General features: G+C 56.2%; 25 protein-coding genes and 1 pseudogene. All 26 read left to right on the forward strand.

Annotated elements, in window-relative coordinates; all coding sequences use genetic code 11:
• Positions 1-65 precede the first annotated feature (65 nt).
• Positions 66-305, forward strand: a complete 240-nt coding sequence (locus ACP4QI_RS09875) for a hypothetical protein (protein ID WP_285125598.1) — start codon at positions 66-68, stop codon at positions 303-305.
• 34 nt (positions 306-339) lie between these two features.
• Positions 340-938, forward strand: a pseudogene (locus ACP4QI_RS09880) (DUF1367 family protein).
• Positions 938-1144 carry a hypothetical protein gene (locus ACP4QI_RS09885; protein ID WP_426494942.1) on the forward strand — a complete coding sequence of 69 codons (207 nt, stop codon included), beginning with the start codon at positions 938-940 and terminating at the stop codon, positions 1142-1144. The pseudogene ACP4QI_RS09880 and the gene ACP4QI_RS09885 overlap by 1 nt, the downstream one beginning before the upstream one ends.
• A 2-nt stretch (positions 1145-1146) precedes the next feature.
• The gene (locus ACP4QI_RS09890; protein ID WP_426494758.1) at positions 1147-1752 is read left to right on the forward strand and encodes a recombination protein NinG; all 606 of its coding nucleotides are present in this window, start codon (positions 1147-1149) and stop codon (positions 1750-1752) included.
• Positions 1749-1889: a YlcG family protein gene (locus ACP4QI_RS09895; protein WP_426494757.1), complete on the forward strand. Its 141-nt coding sequence runs from the start codon at positions 1749-1751 to the stop codon at positions 1887-1889. The genes ACP4QI_RS09890 and ACP4QI_RS09895 overlap by 4 nt, the downstream gene beginning before the upstream one ends.
• On the forward strand, positions 1886-2668 hold the full coding sequence (locus ACP4QI_RS09900; protein WP_426494756.1) for an antitermination protein: 783 nt from the start codon (positions 1886-1888) through the stop codon (positions 2666-2668). Before ACP4QI_RS09895 ends, ACP4QI_RS09900 begins: the two co-directional genes overlap by 4 nt.
• Before the next feature lie 633 nt (positions 2669-3301).
• Positions 3302-3487: a hypothetical protein gene (locus ACP4QI_RS09905; RefSeq protein ID WP_426494755.1), complete on the forward strand. Its 186-nt coding sequence runs from the start codon at positions 3302-3304 to the stop codon at positions 3485-3487.
• A 151-nt stretch (positions 3488-3638) separates the two neighbouring features.
• A complete protein-coding gene (locus tag ACP4QI_RS09910; protein WP_273946228.1) occupies positions 3639-3974 on the forward strand; it encodes a phage holin, lambda family in 336 nt (111 codons plus the stop codon).
• An 8-nt stretch (positions 3975-3982) separates the two neighbouring features.
• Positions 3983-4597, forward strand: a complete 615-nt coding sequence (locus ACP4QI_RS09915; protein ID WP_426494754.1) for a glycoside hydrolase family 19 protein — start codon at positions 3983-3985, stop codon at positions 4595-4597.
• 186 nt (positions 4598-4783) lie between these two features.
• Positions 4784-5107 (forward strand): Rz1-like lysis system protein LysC, encoded by a 324-nt coding sequence (gene lysC / locus ACP4QI_RS09920; RefSeq protein ID WP_426494753.1) that lies wholly within the window; start codon positions 4784-4786, stop codon positions 5105-5107.
• A 620-nt stretch (positions 5108-5727) separates the two neighbouring features.
• Positions 5728-6282 carry a Rha family transcriptional regulator gene (locus ACP4QI_RS09925; RefSeq protein WP_426494752.1) on the forward strand — a complete coding sequence of 185 codons (555 nt, stop codon included), beginning with the start codon at positions 5728-5730 and terminating at the stop codon, positions 6280-6282.
• Between the two features lie 117 nt (positions 6283-6399).
• Complete coding sequence (locus ACP4QI_RS09930; protein WP_426494751.1) at positions 6400-6597, forward strand: hypothetical protein; 198 nt, start codon at positions 6400-6402, stop codon at positions 6595-6597.
• 118 nt (positions 6598-6715) lie between these two features.
• On the forward strand, positions 6716-7714 hold the full coding sequence (locus ACP4QI_RS09935; protein ID WP_426494750.1) for a terminase small subunit: 999 nt from the start codon (positions 6716-6718) through the stop codon (positions 7712-7714).
• Entirely contained in the window at positions 7692-8999 is a 1308-nt protein-coding gene (locus ACP4QI_RS09940) for a terminase large subunit domain-containing protein (RefSeq protein WP_426494749.1), read from the forward strand. Before ACP4QI_RS09935 ends, ACP4QI_RS09940 begins: the two co-directional genes overlap by 23 nt.
• Before the next feature lies 1 nt (position 9000).
• Positions 9001-10407, forward strand: a complete 1407-nt coding sequence (locus ACP4QI_RS09945) for a DUF4055 domain-containing protein (RefSeq protein WP_336653723.1) — start codon at positions 9001-9003, stop codon at positions 10405-10407.
• The gene (locus ACP4QI_RS09950) at positions 10391-11476 is read left to right on the forward strand and encodes a hypothetical protein (RefSeq protein WP_426494748.1); all 1086 of its coding nucleotides are present in this window, start codon (positions 10391-10393) and stop codon (positions 11474-11476) included. The genes ACP4QI_RS09945 and ACP4QI_RS09950 overlap by 17 nt, the downstream gene beginning before the upstream one ends.
• An 80-nt stretch (positions 11477-11556) precedes the next feature.
• Positions 11557-12327: a hypothetical protein gene (locus ACP4QI_RS09955; RefSeq protein WP_103179516.1), complete on the forward strand. Its 771-nt coding sequence runs from the start codon at positions 11557-11559 to the stop codon at positions 12325-12327.
• Between the two features lie 12 nt (positions 12328-12339).
• Positions 12340-13293 carry a major capsid protein gene (locus ACP4QI_RS09960; protein WP_103179517.1) on the forward strand — a complete coding sequence of 318 codons (954 nt, stop codon included), beginning with the start codon at positions 12340-12342 and terminating at the stop codon, positions 13291-13293.
• Positions 13294-13295: 2 nt separating this feature from the next.
• Positions 13296-13574: an Ig-like domain-containing protein gene (locus ACP4QI_RS09965; protein WP_445730318.1), complete on the forward strand. Its 279-nt coding sequence runs from the start codon at positions 13296-13298 to the stop codon at positions 13572-13574.
• A 37-nt stretch (positions 13575-13611) separates the two neighbouring features.
• Positions 13612-14094 carry a DnaT-like ssDNA-binding protein gene (locus ACP4QI_RS09970; protein ID WP_426494747.1) on the forward strand — a complete coding sequence of 161 codons (483 nt, stop codon included), beginning with the start codon at positions 13612-13614 and terminating at the stop codon, positions 14092-14094.
• 1 nt (position 14095) lies between these two features.
• Entirely contained in the window at positions 14096-14350 is a 255-nt protein-coding gene (locus ACP4QI_RS09975) for a hypothetical protein (protein ID WP_426494746.1), read from the forward strand.
• On the forward strand, positions 14328-14702 hold the full coding sequence (locus ACP4QI_RS09980; RefSeq protein WP_426494745.1) for a hypothetical protein: 375 nt from the start codon (positions 14328-14330) through the stop codon (positions 14700-14702). Before ACP4QI_RS09975 ends, ACP4QI_RS09980 begins: the two co-directional genes overlap by 23 nt.
• Before the next feature lies 1 nt (position 14703).
• Positions 14704-15312 (forward strand): hypothetical protein, encoded by a 609-nt coding sequence (locus tag ACP4QI_RS09985; protein WP_426494744.1) that lies wholly within the window; start codon positions 14704-14706, stop codon positions 15310-15312.
• Entirely contained in the window at positions 15284-15694 is a 411-nt protein-coding gene (locus tag ACP4QI_RS09990; RefSeq protein WP_426494743.1) for a phage tail terminator-like protein, read from the forward strand. Before ACP4QI_RS09985 ends, ACP4QI_RS09990 begins: the two co-directional genes overlap by 29 nt.
• A gap of 49 nt (positions 15695-15743) precedes the next feature.
• On the forward strand, positions 15744-16421 hold the full coding sequence (locus ACP4QI_RS09995) for a phage tail protein (protein WP_426494742.1): 678 nt from the start codon (positions 15744-15746) through the stop codon (positions 16419-16421).
• A 51-nt stretch (positions 16422-16472) separates the two neighbouring features.
• Positions 16473-16784, forward strand: coding sequence for a phage tail assembly chaperone (locus ACP4QI_RS10000; RefSeq protein ID WP_426494741.1), 312 nt, complete (start codon positions 16473-16475; stop codon positions 16782-16784).
• Positions 16785-16816 lie beyond the last annotated feature (32 nt).

Raw genomic sequence — 16816 nt, forward strand, 5'->3', positions numbered from 1 at the left:
ACTGTAGAGTGGATTTCTCCCCGCCGGGAAATGGTATTTGTGGTTAGCAAAGTGAGGAGGTTGATATGAAAGAAAAGCAGGAGCAGGGTGACTGGTACGACATTATCAGGCGTTCAGACGGCAAGCTTATTGGATCCATGCTGTTTGAGGGCCGATGTCTCGTATACACCAAAAATGGGATGGTATCGTGCCGCCCGCTGCTGGAGGATGAAGGGATTTTTAATCTTTCTTCCGGAACCCGTTTTCTTCGCCGCCTCGGCTACCACGTCAATCAACCCTCTGATATTATGATATCAACGGACTGAACACCCGTTGACCTGATGCGCCACGGAGAACACCATGGCGCAGTTACAACTCATCAAGAATTCTGCAGGAACCCTGATCCCCGCCTCGCCGGAGACCAGCGAATTACTGCAATCAAAAATCAAGCTCGGCGCCGTGCTGGTGGCCGACTTCAAACAGGTCCGTAATCCGGCCTTCCATCGTCGCTTCTTCGCTCTTCTGAATCTCGGCTTCGAATACTGGGAGCCAACCGGCGGCGCTATCTCCTCCAACGAACGCAAGCTGGTTACCGGTTACGCGAAGTTCCTGGCATTGATCGGTGGTAGCGAAGCTGCGCTGCTGGATGCTGCTGAGCAGTATCTCGAGCAGGTGGGAAGTCGCCGCATCAACAATGGCATCAGCCTGTGCAAATCCTTCGACGCCTACCGCGCTTGGGTGACCATCGAATCCGGACATTACGACGCCATCCAGCTACCTGATGGCACCCTCCGAAACACCCCCGCAGCATCGCCTTCGCCAATATGGACGAGACCGAATTTCAGCAGCTCTACAGGGCCGCGCTCGATGTTCTTTGGCGCTGGATTCTGTCATGGGCATTCAGGGACCAGCGCGAGGCTGAGAACGCCGCTGCGCAGCTTATGAGCTTCGGGGGATGATGCCGATGAAATCCTCATGGTTCCAGCATACCGACTGCACTACGGCGCAGGCCGACGAACTGATGGCTACATACCGGGCTCGCGGCGTTGCCGTAGAGCGCAGTCTCAATCCCGACTTCATCACCTGGACCGTCAGCGCCAGGCTGCCGGAAGCAAAGCGGCAGGAACGCACGCCGCGGACATTCCGCCAAAAGGTCTGGGGGTGAGCATGGCTAAGAAACCTCGCCGTAAGTGCGCAAATCAGAGCTGCCGTGAATGGTTCTACCCGATCCGTGACGGGCAGGTGGTCTGCTGCTACGAGTGTGCCACCGCCGTTGCCAAAGCGCAGACCGCGAAGAACCGGGCCGAGGCTCTGCGTGCTGAGAAGAAGCGCCAGCGCGAAGAGGAGAAGGAGCAGCGTGCGCGGCAGGCCGAGCGTCGCCAGGCAGTGAAGCCGTTAAGTTACTTCCGCGACCAGGCACAGCAGTCCTTCAACGAGTTCATCCGGTACCGGGATCGACATCAGCCATGCATCAGTTGCGGCCGCTACCATGACGGGCAATACCACGCCGGCCACTTCCGCACGACTGGCGCCAATCCAGAACTGCGCTTCAACGAAGACAACTGCCATAAGCAATGCTCAGCCTGCAATAACCATCTGTCGGGCAACCTGACGGCCTACCGTCCGGCGCTGATCGCCAAAATCGGCCAGGCCCGCTTTGATGCCCTTATGGGCCCACACGAATTACCGAAATGGAAGCGCGACGACTACATCCGGATCCGCGATGAGTACCGAGCAAAACTCAAAGACCTAAAACAGCAGGTGGCCGCATGAAACCAGAACTGATTGAATCGCTTCGCATGCGCTGGCTACGCCTTCGCATTTATCGCCGCCCCGGAACGGTGCTGGTGGACTATCGCATTCTTCGCAACTTTATTCGCATTTACCAAATGGCAGGAGTCGCAGCATGAACCTCGAAAACACCGTGAAATACCACTTCGCAAAGTCCACGATGATTAGCGACTCCCCGCGTGCTACAGCATCAGATTCACTAACCGGTACGGATATCATGGCTGCCATGGGCATGACGCAGGAACGCGCTGCCATGGGCTACAGTGCTTTCCTCGGAAAGATGGGGATCAGCAAGAACGATCGGGACAGGGCGATTTCGCTACTGGCCGAGTACGCGCTCACCAAATGCGATAAGGTCGCTGCGCTGCGCAAGCTGGAAGCCGGAGTTAAGCCACTGTTGATGCGCCAGCTGGCCGCGTTCGCCTTTGAAGATTACTCGCGCAGCGCCGCCAGCGTGAAGCAATGCGATTGCTGCGCGGGGCAGGGGTTTATCCAGGCCGACGTATTCACCAATAAATACCGCAAGCCGGAAGGCAAGATGACCGTGGCTGGAATGGTGAAGGTCAAAGAGTCTGCCAGGGTGCTCTGCAAAAAATGCGATGGAACAGGCCTGGTCAGCGCGGCATGCAGCGACTGCCGTGGGCGCGGTAAAGCGGTAAGCAAAGAACTGACCGATCAGCAGGGTGTTCCGGTTCTGGCCGACTGCAAGCGCTGCGGCGGGAGAGGGTACGAGCGGATCCCTTCGACTGAGGCATATGCGGCTGTTTGCCTGATTACCGATACGATCTCTGTCGCCACCTGGGAAAAGTCGGTTAAGCGGTTCTACGACCAACTGATCACTAAATTCGACATTGAAGAGGCGTGGGCAGAGGCGCAGCTGAAACAGATAACGCGATAGCGCTCACGGAAATAGCTTACGTTTCAAGCGAGGGCTATTTACTTTTCCGGAATCTGTGTTAATTTCTTACTAACGATGGGCTTTATATGTCCAGAGTTAAAAACTCTGAACCTCGCTACTGCGGGGTTTTTTATTATGAAGTAACTTGTAAATTAAATGTATCTTTTAAGATGCAAGCCACGTACAGTGCGCGGGTGGTGAATCCCCCTAAGCGGTGGGGCGACTAGACTGGGAGGTGAATGACGCGATTCTGTGGTCTAGCGCAGGATCACCGGGAGGCACCCGGCACTACAGTCCCATTACTACAGATTTCTAAGGCTGCCGATTGGTGGCCTTTTTGTTTTCCATGACCCAAGCCAGCAGAGCACCGTTGGTCTTTTTGTTCATACTGAATAAATATACAGATATAAATAGCTTTATGGCAGGAAGAAGACTAGGCTGTGCCTGTGATGAATCCCCCTATGCGGCGGGGCGACTAGACTGGCAGGTGAGTAGCGCGATTCTGCGGTCTGGCGCAGAGTCACCGGGAGGCACCCGGCATCACACTCAACAATGAGCTTTTTTGCACGGTCTTGAGAGATCGGATACTGTCGTCTTGATGAGTTCTTTCAGAGCTTGAAGAGGACGGTAAGTATGGAAGAAGGTTTCTACTGGATACAGCACAACGGCAGGGTGCAAGTTGCCCTCTATACCGATGGCGAAACTGAAGACCTGCGTACAGGGCAGATAGTCAGAGGTACATGGCATCTGACTCAGGGTTACGATATTTGCAATGACGGCGAGGCGGAGGTGCTTCAAGGTCCGCTTCCTCCCCCGTAATAAACACAACACTACTTTCGAAGGCTGCCGATTGGCGGCCTTTTCAATTTCAGGCTCCCGGATTCCCCCATCACTCGTCTTGTCGTTAATTCGTCCGGATAGCCTGATCCCCCTTAGAGCACAGCACCCGCGAACCTGCGAGGTGAGAGACATGAAAATGAACAACGACCCTCACTCCTGGACGGAGTTAATTGATCTGCTCCACGGCTGGTGGCGTGGCGAAACACCCATTGGTGCTGTGCTGCTGTCGGTTGTGATGGCCGTGCTGAGAATTGCTTACGGCGGCGGCGGGTGGAAAAAGATGCTGCTGGAAGGCCTGATGTGCGGTGCCATGACGTTAACAGCTGTATCCGCTCTGGATTACGTCAACCTTCCTCAATCCCTCTCCATTGCAATCGGCGGGGCGCTGGGCTTTGTCGGCGTCGAGCAGGTCCGTTCCGTGGCAAACCGAGTCATCAACGTCCGCTTTGGTGGTGACACCAAGTAAGGAACCCTATGAATCAGGCACAATTTCAGCAGGCGGCTGGGCTAAGCGCCGGGTTAGCTGCGCGCTGGTATCCGCATATCGACGCGGCAATGAAAGAGTTCGGTATCACCGCAGTTAACGATCAGGCTATGTTCATCGCCCAACTGGGCCACGAATCAGCTGGATTCACTTCGCTGGTAGAGAACTTCAACTATTCGGTAGACGGCCTGAAGAAAACCTTCGGTAAGCGCCTGACGCCGTACCAGTGCGAGATGCTGGGCCGGGTAGACGGCAAGCAGAACGCCCACCAACCACAGATCGCCAACCTGGTATACGGCGGCCGCATGGGCAATAACACCCAGGGCGATGGTTGGAAGTATCGTGGCCGTGGCCTGCTGCAGGTCACTGGACGTGAGAACTACACCAAATGCGGCGCGGCCCTGAAGCTGGATCTGGTGAGTACGCCGGAACTGCTGGTGCAGGAACGACACGCTGCCCGATCGGCTGCCTGGTTCTTTGCGTTACGCGGCTGCCTGCTGTACTCCGACGATATTGTGCGTGTCACGCAGATCATCAACGGTGGGCAGAATGGGCTGGCTGACCGCAAGGTGCGTTACAACCGGGCGCAGGCGGTACTGTCATGAACAGCCTCAACTGGAAACTGGTGGTCTGGGTGGTGCTAGTGTTTGTGCCTTGGTGGGCTGTAATCCATTACCACGATAAATACCAGTCGGAACAGTCGCGCGCAGATGCTGCTGAGCAGAACGCCAACACTGCCAATGTCATTCAGGCCGTGAACATCATCAACGCCATTTCAGAGGCCAACCAGGATGCAAAGAACCAGATCGCACTGGAGTCACAGGGAGCCCAGGCAGATATCAAAGTGGCTATTGCGAATGATGATTGCGCTCATCGGCCTGTGCCTCCTGCAGCTGCTGACCGGCTGCGGCAATTCGCGGACAGTTTACGTAAAGGCTCCGGTGGTGCCGTTTCCGGCAAACCTGACAGCTGAGACGCAACAGCCCGCTATCCCTGAACCGCTGACCTACGGGGCCAGTCTGGATCTGAATGTGAGCCTGCTGTCGGCGCTGGGCCAGTGCAATATCGATAAGGCCAGTATCAGGAAGATAGAGGCATCACGCAGCTCACAGTAGCCATTCCAAAGTTCATCTGCGTGTGGGCTTGATAATAGTAAAAAAATGCCCCCTGGAGAGAGGGCAATACATGCTATTAACAGACTTTTTTATTGAGTGTGCTCATGTGGGTCATGATACAGCTCCATGGGATTCCCTGGTGTAGGTAGGAGCCTCGCAGGGAATACTAAATATGGTCTATAGCTCTGATTTAACAAGCGAAGGGGTGCGCAACCAGGACAATTCCTGGTGTTGGCTGGTGGGATATTGTGGCTACAGCGACAAAACCATAAATAGAACCACATCCCTGAGGCTCTGACACAGTCTCTCCTCTGGACTTTAAGCATAGCCACCTGGCTAAACGAGCGAGTATTGACTAATGAGCAAATGAGCAATATAAATAGGCCACGCTGTCACACTAGCACCCGCTCTTAATATCTCGCTCTGAAAAAGAGCAGCATCAAACCTCGCTATCGTGCGGGGTTTTTTTACGCCAGAATTTCACCGCGCACCGCAGCGCATCCAACTACGTCGAACCCAATCCTTTGGAATGAGCCTTTGAGGAGTCAGTTAGTGCTGGCGAGCCTCGACGGGCTGATCTCCTATGCGGCAAAGGTTCATCTCAAAGTAAGGTACACGCTATGAACTACCCAACAGTCGTTAACGGCATCGATTTCCGAGATCTGATTTTTGTGGCAAACAACGATCCGGTTACAGATTCTTTTATGGTGGCAAAAGCATTTGGCAAGCTATCGAAAAACGTAGTGCGCGATATTGAAAGGACTATTGATGCTTGCCCTCCAGAGTTTGATACAAAGCTCAACTTTGAGCTTTGCTATAAAAACAATGAGTTACAAAATGGTAAGCCGCAGAAGTTCTACCGTCTCCGCAAGGATGGGTTAATGCTTCTTGTGATGTCTTATACCAAGAAGGAAGCCATGCGGATCAAGATCGCATACATCAACGCTTTCAACTGGATGTACGCAATGCTTCAGATAGGCCAGCGCCAGTTTGAGGAAGAGCGAAACGCGGTCATGCTGGAGTTCATGAAAGAGAAAGACGTAGCGAGTATGTCAGGTCGTCTTCTCAATCGCTGGGGAAGGGTGAAAAAGCCCATCCTGCTCGCCAAGATTGAACGACTTGAAAAGCAGGGGCAGATACCACTACCGGGATTTGCCAAAGCAATAACTGAATAGGGCCGCCACTGAGCGGCCTTTTTTGTGTCCATTCCAAAGCTCATCCTTGGGAGGAAAATCACTTGCCGCTGAAACAATTGTGATGAGATGATTTCCTTAACCTAAGAGAGGAGCTATATGGAACGACTAAGCGACGACGCCTATAACAAAATATTAAAGGGATTACTTGGTGTACCCGTTCCCGAAGAAAGGGAATGGGCTGTACCGTTAGCCAGGAAATATCTTTTGGCTTATGAGGTTGGAGAATTGGAATTAACAGAGCGGCAATATCACGGCTTAAAAGATTGTGCTGCGCCAACTGCAAGCGAGCGTTAAATCATATACAAACCGCCTCCGGGCGGTTTTTTATTGCCATCACCATGGGTAGACCCATCGTAATGTCTATAGCGGATAAATTGAAATTACACCCTGTAGGGGATAAGCGGAGTAACCAATGGCAAAACCGGACTGGGGCGTGCTTCAGCAACGGTTCCTGTCCGATCATGCCGAAACCGGCGTATCACCGAAGGAGTGGTGTGAAGCGCAGGGACTGAATTATGCAACCGCACGCCGACACATCAAAAAGCCTACTGCGCAAACTGCGCAAAAAACTGCGCAGAAGAAAGTGCGCACTGCGCAAAAGGAAAAGTGCGCAGATGAGCTGGTGGATGATGATGGCTTGACGGCCCAGCAAAGACTTTTCGTCGCAGAATACCTCAAGGATCGCAATGCCACACAGGCAGCTATCCGGACGGGGTACAGCAAAAAGACAGCCAATGAGCAGGGTGCAAGGCTGTTAGCAAAAGTTAGTGTGGCTCAGGCCATTGCGCAGCAGCAAAAAGCCTCCATTGAGCGCACTCTTGGCAGTGCCGATGAAGTCCTCGCCCAGATGTGGCAGCTCGCCACCTTCGATGCAAACCAGCTTTCACAGTATCGCCGTGGCGCCTGCCGCTATTGCTGGGGCTTCGGTCATCACTACCAATGGCGCGACGCTGTGGAGTTCGATGAGGCTATCGCAAAGGTTGAAGGCAACGAGCGCGCAAAACTCCCGGAAGACCCTGGCGGTTATGGCTATGACCACAATCGCGAGCCTAACTCTGACTGCCCACGTTGCAATGGCGACGGAATAGGGCAGCCATACTTCGCTGACACTCGAAAGCTACCCCCTGTCGCGGCCCTTGCTTACTCCGGCGTGAAGCTGGGCAAGAATGGCGTTGAAATAACGGCCATAAGCCGTGAGCGTATGTATGAAGCTGTGATGAAGCGCCTTGGGCTGGCTGATAGCGAGTTTGCGCAGCGGCTACAGCAAATTGAAATTGAGCGCCGACAGCTGGAGGTGGAGAAACTGCGCAAAGAGCTGGCAGCCGATCCAGATGATGATGTCCCGGCACCAGTTGCAATCAACATTAACGTGGTAGACGCGAGGGTTCGTGATGATAGCGCCGACGCTTAATGTTCCACAGGCGCGCTTCCTTGCTATGCCGCATAAGTTTAAGGCCTATGTTGCCGGGTTCGGTTCCGGTAAGACGTGGGTTGGCTGCGGCGGCATCTGCAAGGGGATGTGGGAGTTTCCCAAAATCAACCAGGGCTATTTCGCACCGACCTATCCGCAGATCCGCGACATCTTCTACCCGACAGTGGAAGAGGTGGCGTTCGACTGGGGGCTAAAGGTCCAGATTAACGAGAGCAACAAAGAGGTCCATTTCTATGCCGGGCGGCAGTACCGGGGAACCACTATCTGCCGCTCGATGGAGAAACCGGCCACGATCGTCGGGTTTAAAATCGGCAACGCGCTGGTGGATGAGCTGGACGTGATGCCCGCGCTCAAAGCGCAGCAGGCATGGCGGAAAATCATTGCCCGCATGCGCTATAAGGTCGCTGGCCTGCGCAACGGCATTGATGTCACCACCACGCCCGAAGGGTATAAGTTCGTTTACCAGCAGTTCGTCAAGGCGGTACGCGATAAGCCGGAGCTGGCGGCTCTGTATGGGCTGGTGCAGGCCTCCACATTCGATAACGAAGCGAACCTACCGGACGACTATATTCCGTCGCTGCTGGCGAGCTATCCGCCGGAGCTGATTAAAGCCTACCTGCGCGGGCATTTTACTAACCTGACCAGTGGTACCATTTACCACCAGTTCGATCGTAAGCTGAATAACTGCACCGACGAAGAGCAGCCGGGCGAGCCGCTGTTTATCGGCATGGACTTCAACGTCGGTAAGATGGCCGCCATCGTTCATGTGAAACGTGAAGGGTTGCCGCGAGCGGTGCGGGAGCTGGTGAAGGTCTATGACACTCCGGCGATGATCAAACGCATTCAGGAAGAGTTCTGGCGCTATGAGGGCGGCCGCTACGTTGCCAGCCGCCAGATCTACATATACCCGGACGCCTCCGGCGACAGCCGCAAATCCAACTGCGCCAGCCTGACCGATATCGCTCAGCTTAAAGAGGCGGGGTTCAGCATCATGGTTAACGCTTCCAACCCGCCGGTGAAGGATCGTATCAACTCGATGAACGCCATGTTCTGCAATGCGCTGGGCGAACGCCGCTACCTGGTCAACGTCCAGCGCTGCCCGGTCTATACGGAAAGTCTTGAGCAGCAGGTATGGGATAAAAACGGCGAGCCGGACAAAAAGGCGGATAACGATCACCCCAACGATGGTGGCGGGTATTTCATTGTGAAGGATTACCCCATCGTTAAACCAGCATACTCAATCACCATGGATACCACCTTCTGATATGGCTAATAACGACATCACCTGGGTTCGTCCTGAACACCGGGCGGCCAGTGCTGCCTGGAAGAAAATCAGGGACTTCTGCAAAGGGGCGGAGGCGGTAAAAGATCCGGGCAACAACTATCTGCCTTTGCTCGACCCCACAGACAAGAGCTTACGCAACCGCAAGCGCAACGAAGACTACCTGCAGCGGGCGGTCTTCTACGCGATTACTGGTAATACCAAGATTGGCCTCCTCGGGCTGGCCTTCAGAAAGGATCCGACCTTTTCCGCGCCGGAGAAACTGAGCTATCTCCTGAAGAACGCCGACGGCGCTGGCACCAGCATTTACCAGCAGTCGCAGCTGGTGACCGAGAACGTGCTGGAGGTGGCCCGTGACGGGCTTTATGTCGATTACGCTGAGGGCAGTGGCCAGGCCATCATCCTGCGCTATCTGGCCGAGAACATCATCAACTGGCGCACGAAGCGTATCAACGGACGCGATCAACTGGTGCTGGTGGTGCTGCGGGAATGCGTGGAGAAGGAAGATGGTTATGCGTTCAAGGATGAGGTCCAGTATCGCGAGCTGGCGCTCGAAGAGGGGCGTTTCGTCTGTCGTGTGTGGCGTCGCAGCGGGGATGCCGGTTCCGGCGCGTTCGCTGTTACCAGCGAATACCAGCCAAAGCCCAAAGGCAAAGACAGCTGGGACGAAATCCCGTTCACCTTCGTCGGCGCGCAGAACAACGATCCTTCTATCGATGACTCTCCGCTGGCTGCGCTGGTGGAGATAAACCATGGACACTTCCGGAACAGCGCCGATTACGAAGACAGCGTGTGGTTCTCCGGCCAGGTTCAGCCGTACATGACGGGGCTGGATGAAGGATGGCGCGATCACCTGGAGAAGAAGGGGGTCAAAATCGGCTCCCGCTCGCCACTGCTTCTGCCCCGTGAGGGCAGCTTTGGTTATGCCCAGGCTCAGCCCAACATGCTGGCGAAAGAAGCGATGGACAGCAAGCGCGACTACATGGTGCAGCTGGGTGCGCGGCTCATTGAGCAGAACGCAGCGGTGAAGACTGCGACCCAGTCCAGCAGCGAGCAGACATCATCCACATCCGTGCTGGGTATCTGCGTGTCCAACGTATCAGAGGCCTACTCACTGGCCATCGGCTGGTGCGCGAAATATCTGGGCGTCGGCGAGCAGCAGGCGGCCTATGCGATCAACCAGGAGTTCATTGCTAAGGTCGCCGAGTCCGGCATGGTTACCGCTATTGTGAACGCCTGGCAGTCCGGTGCAATCCGCGACACTGATATGGTTCGTGCGCTGCAGAAGCTTGACCTCATCAATCCGGCAGACAGCCCCGACGATATTATTGACGAACTGCACAACCCCAATCCCACCCTGATCGGCGGTAACAATGGCAACAGTAAATGAAAGGTTACGTGACGAAGCCATAGCCCACACCGTCTGGATCAGCCGCTACAGCACTGGCTTGGCAAACCGCATGGTGAAGCTGCTGAATGACAGTGACGCCGAACTCACCGCGCGCCTGCTGGTGGCGATGGACAGTCTGCCCACCAGTCAGTTTACCGTGGCCCGTCTCGAAAGTTTGCTTGGCAGCGTACGTGAGCTTAACCAGCAGGCCATCGCGGGCATGCAGACCAGCCTGGCGGATGAGCTTCTGCAACTGGCCGGGCACGAAGCGGGTTATCAGCTGAGCCTTTTTGATACGCTGCTGCCGCAGCGGGTGAAAGAGCGGTACCCGCTGCAGGGTATCACGCCTGAGCAGCTATACGCGGCAGCCATGGCCCAGCCCTTTCAAGGGCGGTTACTGAGCGAGTGGGCCGATAATCTGGAAGCCGACCGCATGGCACGCGTTGTTAATGCAGTGCGCCGCGGCTACCTGATGGGTGATACCACGGAGACCATTGCCCGGCAGGTGCGCGGGATCGCCAGCAAAGGCTATAAGGACGGGGCGCTGCAGGTCAGCCGGACCAATGCCACCAGCATTACCAAAACGGCTGTGAATCACCTGGCGGCCACGGCACGGACTAACTTTGCAGAGGCCAACAGCGATATCCTGAAGGGTAAGCAGTGGCTCTCCACGCTAGACAATAAAACCACGCCGACGTGCATCATCCGTGATCGCCTGCGTTACACCCTGAACAACAAACCGATCGGTCACAAGGTGCCTTACCTGCAGGGGCCGGGAAAAATTCACTTTTGCTGCCGTTCCACGGAGACGCTGATTACCAAATCATGGCGTGAGCTCGGGATCGACAGCGAAGAGCTGGATGAAGGCACCCGCGCCAGCATGGACGGGCAGGTGCCGGCGGATACCACCTATCTTGAATGGCTGGCCCGGCAGTCGCCGCAGCGACAGGATGAGATCCTCGGGCCGGAGCGGGCCGCGCTTTACCGCGCTGGCGAGGTAAAGTTCGGGGAGATGTTCACGGACAAAGGCGAATGGATAAGCCTGGCCCGACTGAAAGCGCTCAGTTGACCCCAAAACCTTTTTACACATGGCTGCCTCCGGGCGGCCTTTTTTATTGGGCTAGGCCCATAACATCCCAAGGGGAAACCATGTTAATCCGAAATATGCTCCTGAAATACTACGCACCTGAAGACGATGGCCAGGGCAGCGGGGGTGGCGGTACCGAAATCACCCCAGAAATTCAGAAGCTGATTGATGATCAGGTCGCAGCTCAGGTGACCGGCCTGAAAACCAAAAACTCTGAGCTGCTGGGTACGATCAAGCAGCAGAAAGACAACCTGTCCCGCTATGAAGGCATCGACCCTGATGCCGTGCGCGGCATCCTGCAGCGTTTTTCCGACGACGAAGAGGCAAAGCTGATCGCCGCCGGGAAAATTGACGAGGTGCTGGATAAACGCACCGAGCGCCTGCGCGCTGATGTCGATAAGCAGATCAAAGCGGCCAATGAACGCGCGGAAAAGGCCGAAGCCTTCTCCGGCAAGTTCCGGGATCGTGTACTGGGTGATGCCATCCGGGCGGCAGCGTCAAAAGCTGGCGCACTGGCGGAAGCATCCGATGACCTGATCCTGCGTGCCAGAGGCACATTCCAGCTCAACGACGAAGGCGAGGCCGTAGCAGTTGATGCGAATGGCGACGTTCTGTTCGGTAAGGACGGCAAAACCCCACTAAGCCCGCTTGAATGGGCGGAGTCGCTCAAGGAGACGGCACCGCACCTGTTCCCGCGTGCAGAAGGTACCGGTGCGGGTGGACACAAGCCAGGCGGTGGTGGCAGCCAGAAACGTTCAGAAATGAGCGCCAGCGAAAAGGCGGACTATATCCGCAAGCATGGCCAGCAGGCCTTCCTCAAACTCCCGAAATAAGAGACTTACTCAATGGCTACAACTGTTAATAACGATCTGGTCATCTATGACGATTTGGCACAGACCGCTTTCCTCGAGCGCCGCCAGGATAATCTGGAAGTGTTTAACACCTCTTCCAATGGTGCGATCCTGCTGGATAACGAGCTGATTGAAGGCGACTTCCGCAAGCGCGCTTTCTACAAGGTAGGTGGCTCCATCGAGTCGCGTGACGTGAACTCCGTCGGCAAAGTGAACGGCAAAAAAATCGGTGCAGGCGAAGCGGTATCTGTTAAGGCGCCGTGGAAATACGGTCCGTACGAAACCACTGAAGAGGCATTCAAACGCCGTGGCCGCACGGTGGATGAGTTCTCCGAGGTGATCGGCGTTGATGTGGCTGATGCCACCCTGGAAGGCTACGTGAAATATGGCCTGAAGGCGCTAACGGCTGCAATCGGAGCTAATGCCGATATGGTTGTTACCGCCGATATCGAAACCGACGGAAAGAAAACCCTTACGCGCGGGCTGCGCAAATACGGCGACAAATTTAATCGCGTGGTGCTGTTCGTCATGCACTCCGCTACCTACTTCGACATCGTGGACGAGGCGATCGCCAGCAAGATTTACGAAGAAGCGGGCGTGGTGGTGTACGGCGGCCAGCCGGGCACCCTGGGTAAGCCGGTGCTGGTGACCGATACCATGGATGCCGCCGCCATTCTGGGGCTGGTGGCCGGTGCGGTGACCGTGACCGAATCGCAGGCGCCGGGCTTCCGCTCCTACGACATCAATGACCAGGAAAACCTCGCGGTTGGCTACCGTGCGGAGGGTACGGTGAATGTTGAACTGCTGGGCTACAGCTGGGATACGGCCAAAGGCGAGAATCCGGATCTGACTGCCATAGGCACAGCCGGTAACTGGAAGAAGCATTTCACCAGCAACAAGTCCACTGCGGGCGTGCTGATCAAGCTGGGAACCGCCCCGGGGGAGTAACACTGTCAGCGGATAAAACCTCCGCAACTGCTGACAGTACCGATGCGGTTACCTTTTCCCTGAAATATACCCGTAACGGCGCGGGCGTGACCGGAGCAGCTGTCGCCTGGTCGTCTACTGGCGGCACGCTGAGCACTGCGGGATCGCAGACCGGCTCTGCCGGTGGCGCTACGGTGAAACTCACCTCCGATACCGCAGGAACGTTCACCGTGACGGGTACAGTTGATGGAGTGTCGCAAACCAGTGAAGAAATCACTTTCACTGCCGCTGCCGAAGACTAACTGACGGGGCGCAAGCCTCGTTTCTTTGGGTGCAACGATGATCATTACCGATATCACTTCACCGGCCATGAACAGCTATGCAGGCGAGGGGGATTTGAAAGCCTTTGCCGATCTGCGCGATATCACGCTGCCGGAAAAGATCGCGCCATTGCTCATCCGGGCGATGGATTACCTTGAGGGGCTGGACTGGGCCGGCTGGCGAAGCGAACCAAAGCAGCCGCTGGCGTGGCCGCGCGCGGGCATCGAACTGGACGGATACGAACTGCCTGCCGGAGAGGTACCGCGTCAGGTTGTTACTGCGCAATGCATGCTGGCGGTCGAGGCGATGGATGGCGATCTGCTGGGCAGTGTGCGAGAAGCAGCTGTGAAGTCCGAGCGCGTGGAGGGTGCCGTAACCACGACCTATGCCGTCGCTGATGGTGAGGTGTTCAGACCTTCTTACCCGGCGGTGATGGCCCTGCTCGGCGATCTGGCGGGTGGTCGTGGCTATGCAGTAAATACTTTTGCGGAGCGTGCATAACATGCCTGATTTAACGATCGTACCGTTCAAGCCAAAGCCTGAATCCGGTGCCGATAATGCTGAAGTGATTCGACTGCTCACCGACGCCTTGGAACATGCCCGAAGAGGCTCATGCCATAGCGTAGCGCTGCTGCTTATCGAAGGCGACGGTAACGCGCTAGATTGCTGGCACAACGGCGGCAGGCCTTATGTCCTCGTCGGGGCACTAGAGTCGCTGAAGCTGGATTTCATCAATGCCAATATCGAGCGCCGTTAATATGCCTGTTAACTATACGCGCATGAAAGCCACCAGCACGCGCCTGCTTACGGAGAACGGCGCGGCGTACCCGATAAAGCGCAAGGGCACCGTAACGGTCACAGGAGGCGTTGAGCATCGCGAGCCGGATAAGAGCTTCACTGCTATCGGCGTGCGGACTGAGTATAAACCCGGCGAAATTGACGGCACGGTCATCATAAACGGCGACACGCGCATTGTGTTTACTGCTGATACCGAGCTGCGCACCGGTGACATGGTGGATGTGGACGGCAAATGGTACCGCATTGAAAAGCCCAACCCGGTTAAGCCTGGCAAACTGCTGCTGTGCTACCGGGCCCAGCTGAGGGCATAGCATGTCAGATAACAAGGCGTTTATGGTGTCCATTAATGCGTTCGTTAGCCAGGCAAAGGAGCGACAGGAGGAAGTGGTGCGCGTGGTCGGCATCAAAATCCTGGCGCGGCTGGTGCAGATGTCGCCTGTCGGCAATCCAGAGCTGTGGGCAGTCAACCAGACGGCGGAGGCCTATAACGCGGCGGTCTCCGAGCACAACAGCCAACTGCGGCAGAATCCGGGCAACCTGACTAAAGCAGGGCGGCTGCGGCCGGGTCGTAAGGTTAACGACAGCATGGACCTGAAGGCACCGCCGGGCTATACGGGCGGGCGTTTTCGCGGCAACTGGCAGGTGTCGTTTGACCAGCGGGCCAGAGGTGAGACCGGGCGCATCGATAAGGCCGGGCATGAGACCATCGCCGCAGGTAATCTGGTGCTGGAGCAGTTCAAAGTAGGTACCACGGCAGTCTATTTCTGCAACAACGTCCCGTATGCCTACCCGCTGGAAATGGGGCATTCGAGTCAGGCGCCTGGCGGCATGGTGCGCATCACCGCCGCCGAGTTCCAGCGGTACTTCAGCGAGGCAGTCAGCGAGGTTAAAAATGATACCGGACATCACAACGGCGCTTGAGGCGATGCTGGGTATGTGGTCTGACGGCGAGGGCGTGCCGGTAGCGTGGGATAACATTCAGTTCGACCCGCCAGGCGACGGACTGTATCTGATCTCCCATGATATGCCTGCGCAGCCGTACAGCATCGATATAGCGGGTGGCTGCCGGGTCTACCCCGGCGTGTATCAGGTCACTGTCGTCGCGCCAGCGGGTGGCGGCAAATCACAGGCCAGAGCGCTGGCCCGCCGCGTCGCCGGGCTATTCCCGGAGAACCAGGAGATCCCCGGCGACGGCTTTACCGCCTGGGTGACATCACCGCCCGCCATCTACCGCGGCATACCGGACGGTGTGTCCTACTCCATCCCCGTCAGCATTAACTACCGGGCTGATATCTCAGCCTGATCATCCCCACCGGCTCTGCCGGTTTTATATTTCTACATGGAGAATCCCTATGGGCTTCGCATTACCTAATGGCGCCACGGTATTTGTCGGCTCGAAACTTGCCACGCCAGTGGCGGTGACGGGCGTGAGCAATGCCGCAGGCGCCGTCTTTACCGTTGCAAACGGCCACGGCCTCGCTGTGGGAGACGTGGTACTGGTTTCCAGCGGCTGGGTACTGATTGACAGCCTGGTGGCGCGTGTCACCGCGCAGACGACCACCAGCGTGACGATCGGGGTGATTAACAGCACCGATACCAACTTCTTCCCGGCTGGCTCGGGTGCTGGTTCACTCAGCAAAGTATCCGAGTGGACTGAAATCCCGCAGATCACCGAGGTTGCACAGTCCGGCGGCGATCAGCAGTACACGCAGATCCAGTTCCTTGCCGATGACCGTCAGCGCAACCTGGCGACCTACAAGGCGGCCAAGTCGCAGACCTTCACCATGGCGCACGACTCCACGCTGCCGATTTACAGCGTGCTGTCAGCTGCCGATCGTTCCGGCGATACACTGCCGCTGCGCATGTACGTACCAAAGGCAAAAGAGATGCGTTACTGGTCCGGAAAAGCTTCTTTTGATCCACAGCCGACCACTGCCGTAAACAACGTCGAAACGGTACAGCCTGCATTTGCTATCCAGTCCCGCGATATCACCTTCTACAAAGACGCCGCTCCGCAGGCGGCTGTCTGATTCACCCTTTAACAGGCCCGTCAGCGGGCCTTTCTTTCTGCCGAGGAACACATGGCCACTAAATTCCAGCTTCAGCCCAAACCCACTTTCAAAGCCGACGTTAAGATCCCGCGCGCAGGTGATGATGACGGCATGCTTACGTTTACTTTTCGCCACAAGCCGCTTAAGGAGCTGGCCGCACTGGAGACGCTGGAAGGTAAGACCGCCATCGATTTTCTCGTGGAGATCACCGAAGGCTGGGCACTGCCTGACGCGTTCAGCCAGGAAAATTTTGAAGTGCTGCTGGACAACTATCCGGGCGCAATGAAAGCGATCGTCGGCACCTATTACCGCGAACTGACGGGTAACCGCGAAAAAAACTAATAGCGGTTGCCTCGGCATTTTATACGCCTGAA

Origin of the sequence: Leclercia sp. TB492, assembly GCF_049974505.2 — a bacterium.
Classification (GTDB): Bacteria; Pseudomonadota; Gammaproteobacteria; order Enterobacterales; family Enterobacteriaceae; genus Enterobacter; species Enterobacter adecarboxylatus_C.

What these genes read in the sequence shown, in the direction of transcription:
- ACP4QI_RS09945 (WP_336653723.1), top strand. Translation starts at nt 9,001, where the DNA reads ATGGCTAATAACGACATCACCTGGGTTCGTCCTGAACACCGGGCGGCC.
- ACP4QI_RS09955 (WP_103179516.1), top strand. Translation starts at nt 11,557, where the DNA reads ATGTTAATCCGAAATATGCTCCTGAAATACTACGCACCTGAAGACGAT.
- ACP4QI_RS09925 (WP_426494752.1), top strand. Translation starts at nt 5,728, where the DNA reads ATGAACTACCCAACAGTCGTTAACGGCATCGATTTCCGAGATCTGATT.
- ACP4QI_RS09995 (WP_426494742.1), top strand. Translation starts at nt 15,744, where the DNA reads ATGGGCTTCGCATTACCTAATGGCGCCACGGTATTTGTCGGCTCGAAA.
- ACP4QI_RS09905 (WP_426494755.1), top strand. Translation starts at nt 3,302, where the DNA reads ATGGAAGAAGGTTTCTACTGGATACAGCACAACGGCAGGGTGCAAGTT.
- lysC (WP_426494753.1), top strand. Translation starts at nt 4,784, where the DNA reads ATGCAAAGAACCAGATCGCACTGGAGTCACAGGGAGCCCAGGCAGATA.
- ACP4QI_RS09915 (WP_426494754.1), top strand. Translation starts at nt 3,983, where the DNA reads ATGAATCAGGCACAATTTCAGCAGGCGGCTGGGCTAAGCGCCGGGTTA.
- ACP4QI_RS09980 (WP_426494745.1), top strand. Translation starts at nt 14,328, where the DNA reads ATGCCAATATCGAGCGCCGTTAATATGCCTGTTAACTATACGCGCATG.
- ACP4QI_RS09910 (WP_273946228.1), top strand. Translation starts at nt 3,639, where the DNA reads ATGAAAATGAACAACGACCCTCACTCCTGGACGGAGTTAATTGATCTG.
- ACP4QI_RS09985 (WP_426494744.1), top strand. Translation starts at nt 14,704, where the DNA reads ATGTCAGATAACAAGGCGTTTATGGTGTCCATTAATGCGTTCGTTAGC.
- ACP4QI_RS10000 (WP_426494741.1), top strand. Translation starts at nt 16,473, where the DNA reads ATGGCCACTAAATTCCAGCTTCAGCCCAAACCCACTTTCAAAGCCGAC.
- ACP4QI_RS09960 (WP_103179517.1), top strand. Translation starts at nt 12,340, where the DNA reads ATGGCTACAACTGTTAATAACGATCTGGTCATCTATGACGATTTGGCA.
- ACP4QI_RS09975 (WP_426494746.1), top strand. Translation starts at nt 14,096, where the DNA reads ATGCCTGATTTAACGATCGTACCGTTCAAGCCAAAGCCTGAATCCGGT.
- ACP4QI_RS09900 (WP_426494756.1), top strand. Translation starts at nt 1,886, where the DNA reads ATGAACCTCGAAAACACCGTGAAATACCACTTCGCAAAGTCCACGATG.
- ACP4QI_RS09970 (WP_426494747.1), top strand. Translation starts at nt 13,612, where the DNA reads ATGATCATTACCGATATCACTTCACCGGCCATGAACAGCTATGCAGGC.
- ACP4QI_RS09895 (WP_426494757.1), top strand. Translation starts at nt 1,749, where the DNA reads ATGAAACCAGAACTGATTGAATCGCTTCGCATGCGCTGGCTACGCCTT.
- ACP4QI_RS09990 (WP_426494743.1), top strand. Translation starts at nt 15,284, where the DNA reads ATGATACCGGACATCACAACGGCGCTTGAGGCGATGCTGGGTATGTGG.
- ACP4QI_RS09930 (WP_426494751.1), top strand. Translation starts at nt 6,400, where the DNA reads ATGGAACGACTAAGCGACGACGCCTATAACAAAATATTAAAGGGATTA.
- ACP4QI_RS09885 (WP_426494942.1), top strand. Translation starts at nt 938, where the DNA reads ATGCCGATGAAATCCTCATGGTTCCAGCATACCGACTGCACTACGGCG.
- ACP4QI_RS09890 (WP_426494758.1), top strand. Translation starts at nt 1,147, where the DNA reads ATGGCTAAGAAACCTCGCCGTAAGTGCGCAAATCAGAGCTGCCGTGAA.
- ACP4QI_RS09950 (WP_426494748.1), top strand. Translation starts at nt 10,391, where the DNA reads ATGGCAACAGTAAATGAAAGGTTACGTGACGAAGCCATAGCCCACACC.
- ACP4QI_RS09875 (WP_285125598.1), top strand. Translation starts at nt 66, where the DNA reads ATGAAAGAAAAGCAGGAGCAGGGTGACTGGTACGACATTATCAGGCGT.
- ACP4QI_RS09935 (WP_426494750.1), top strand. Translation starts at nt 6,716, where the DNA reads ATGGCAAAACCGGACTGGGGCGTGCTTCAGCAACGGTTCCTGTCCGAT.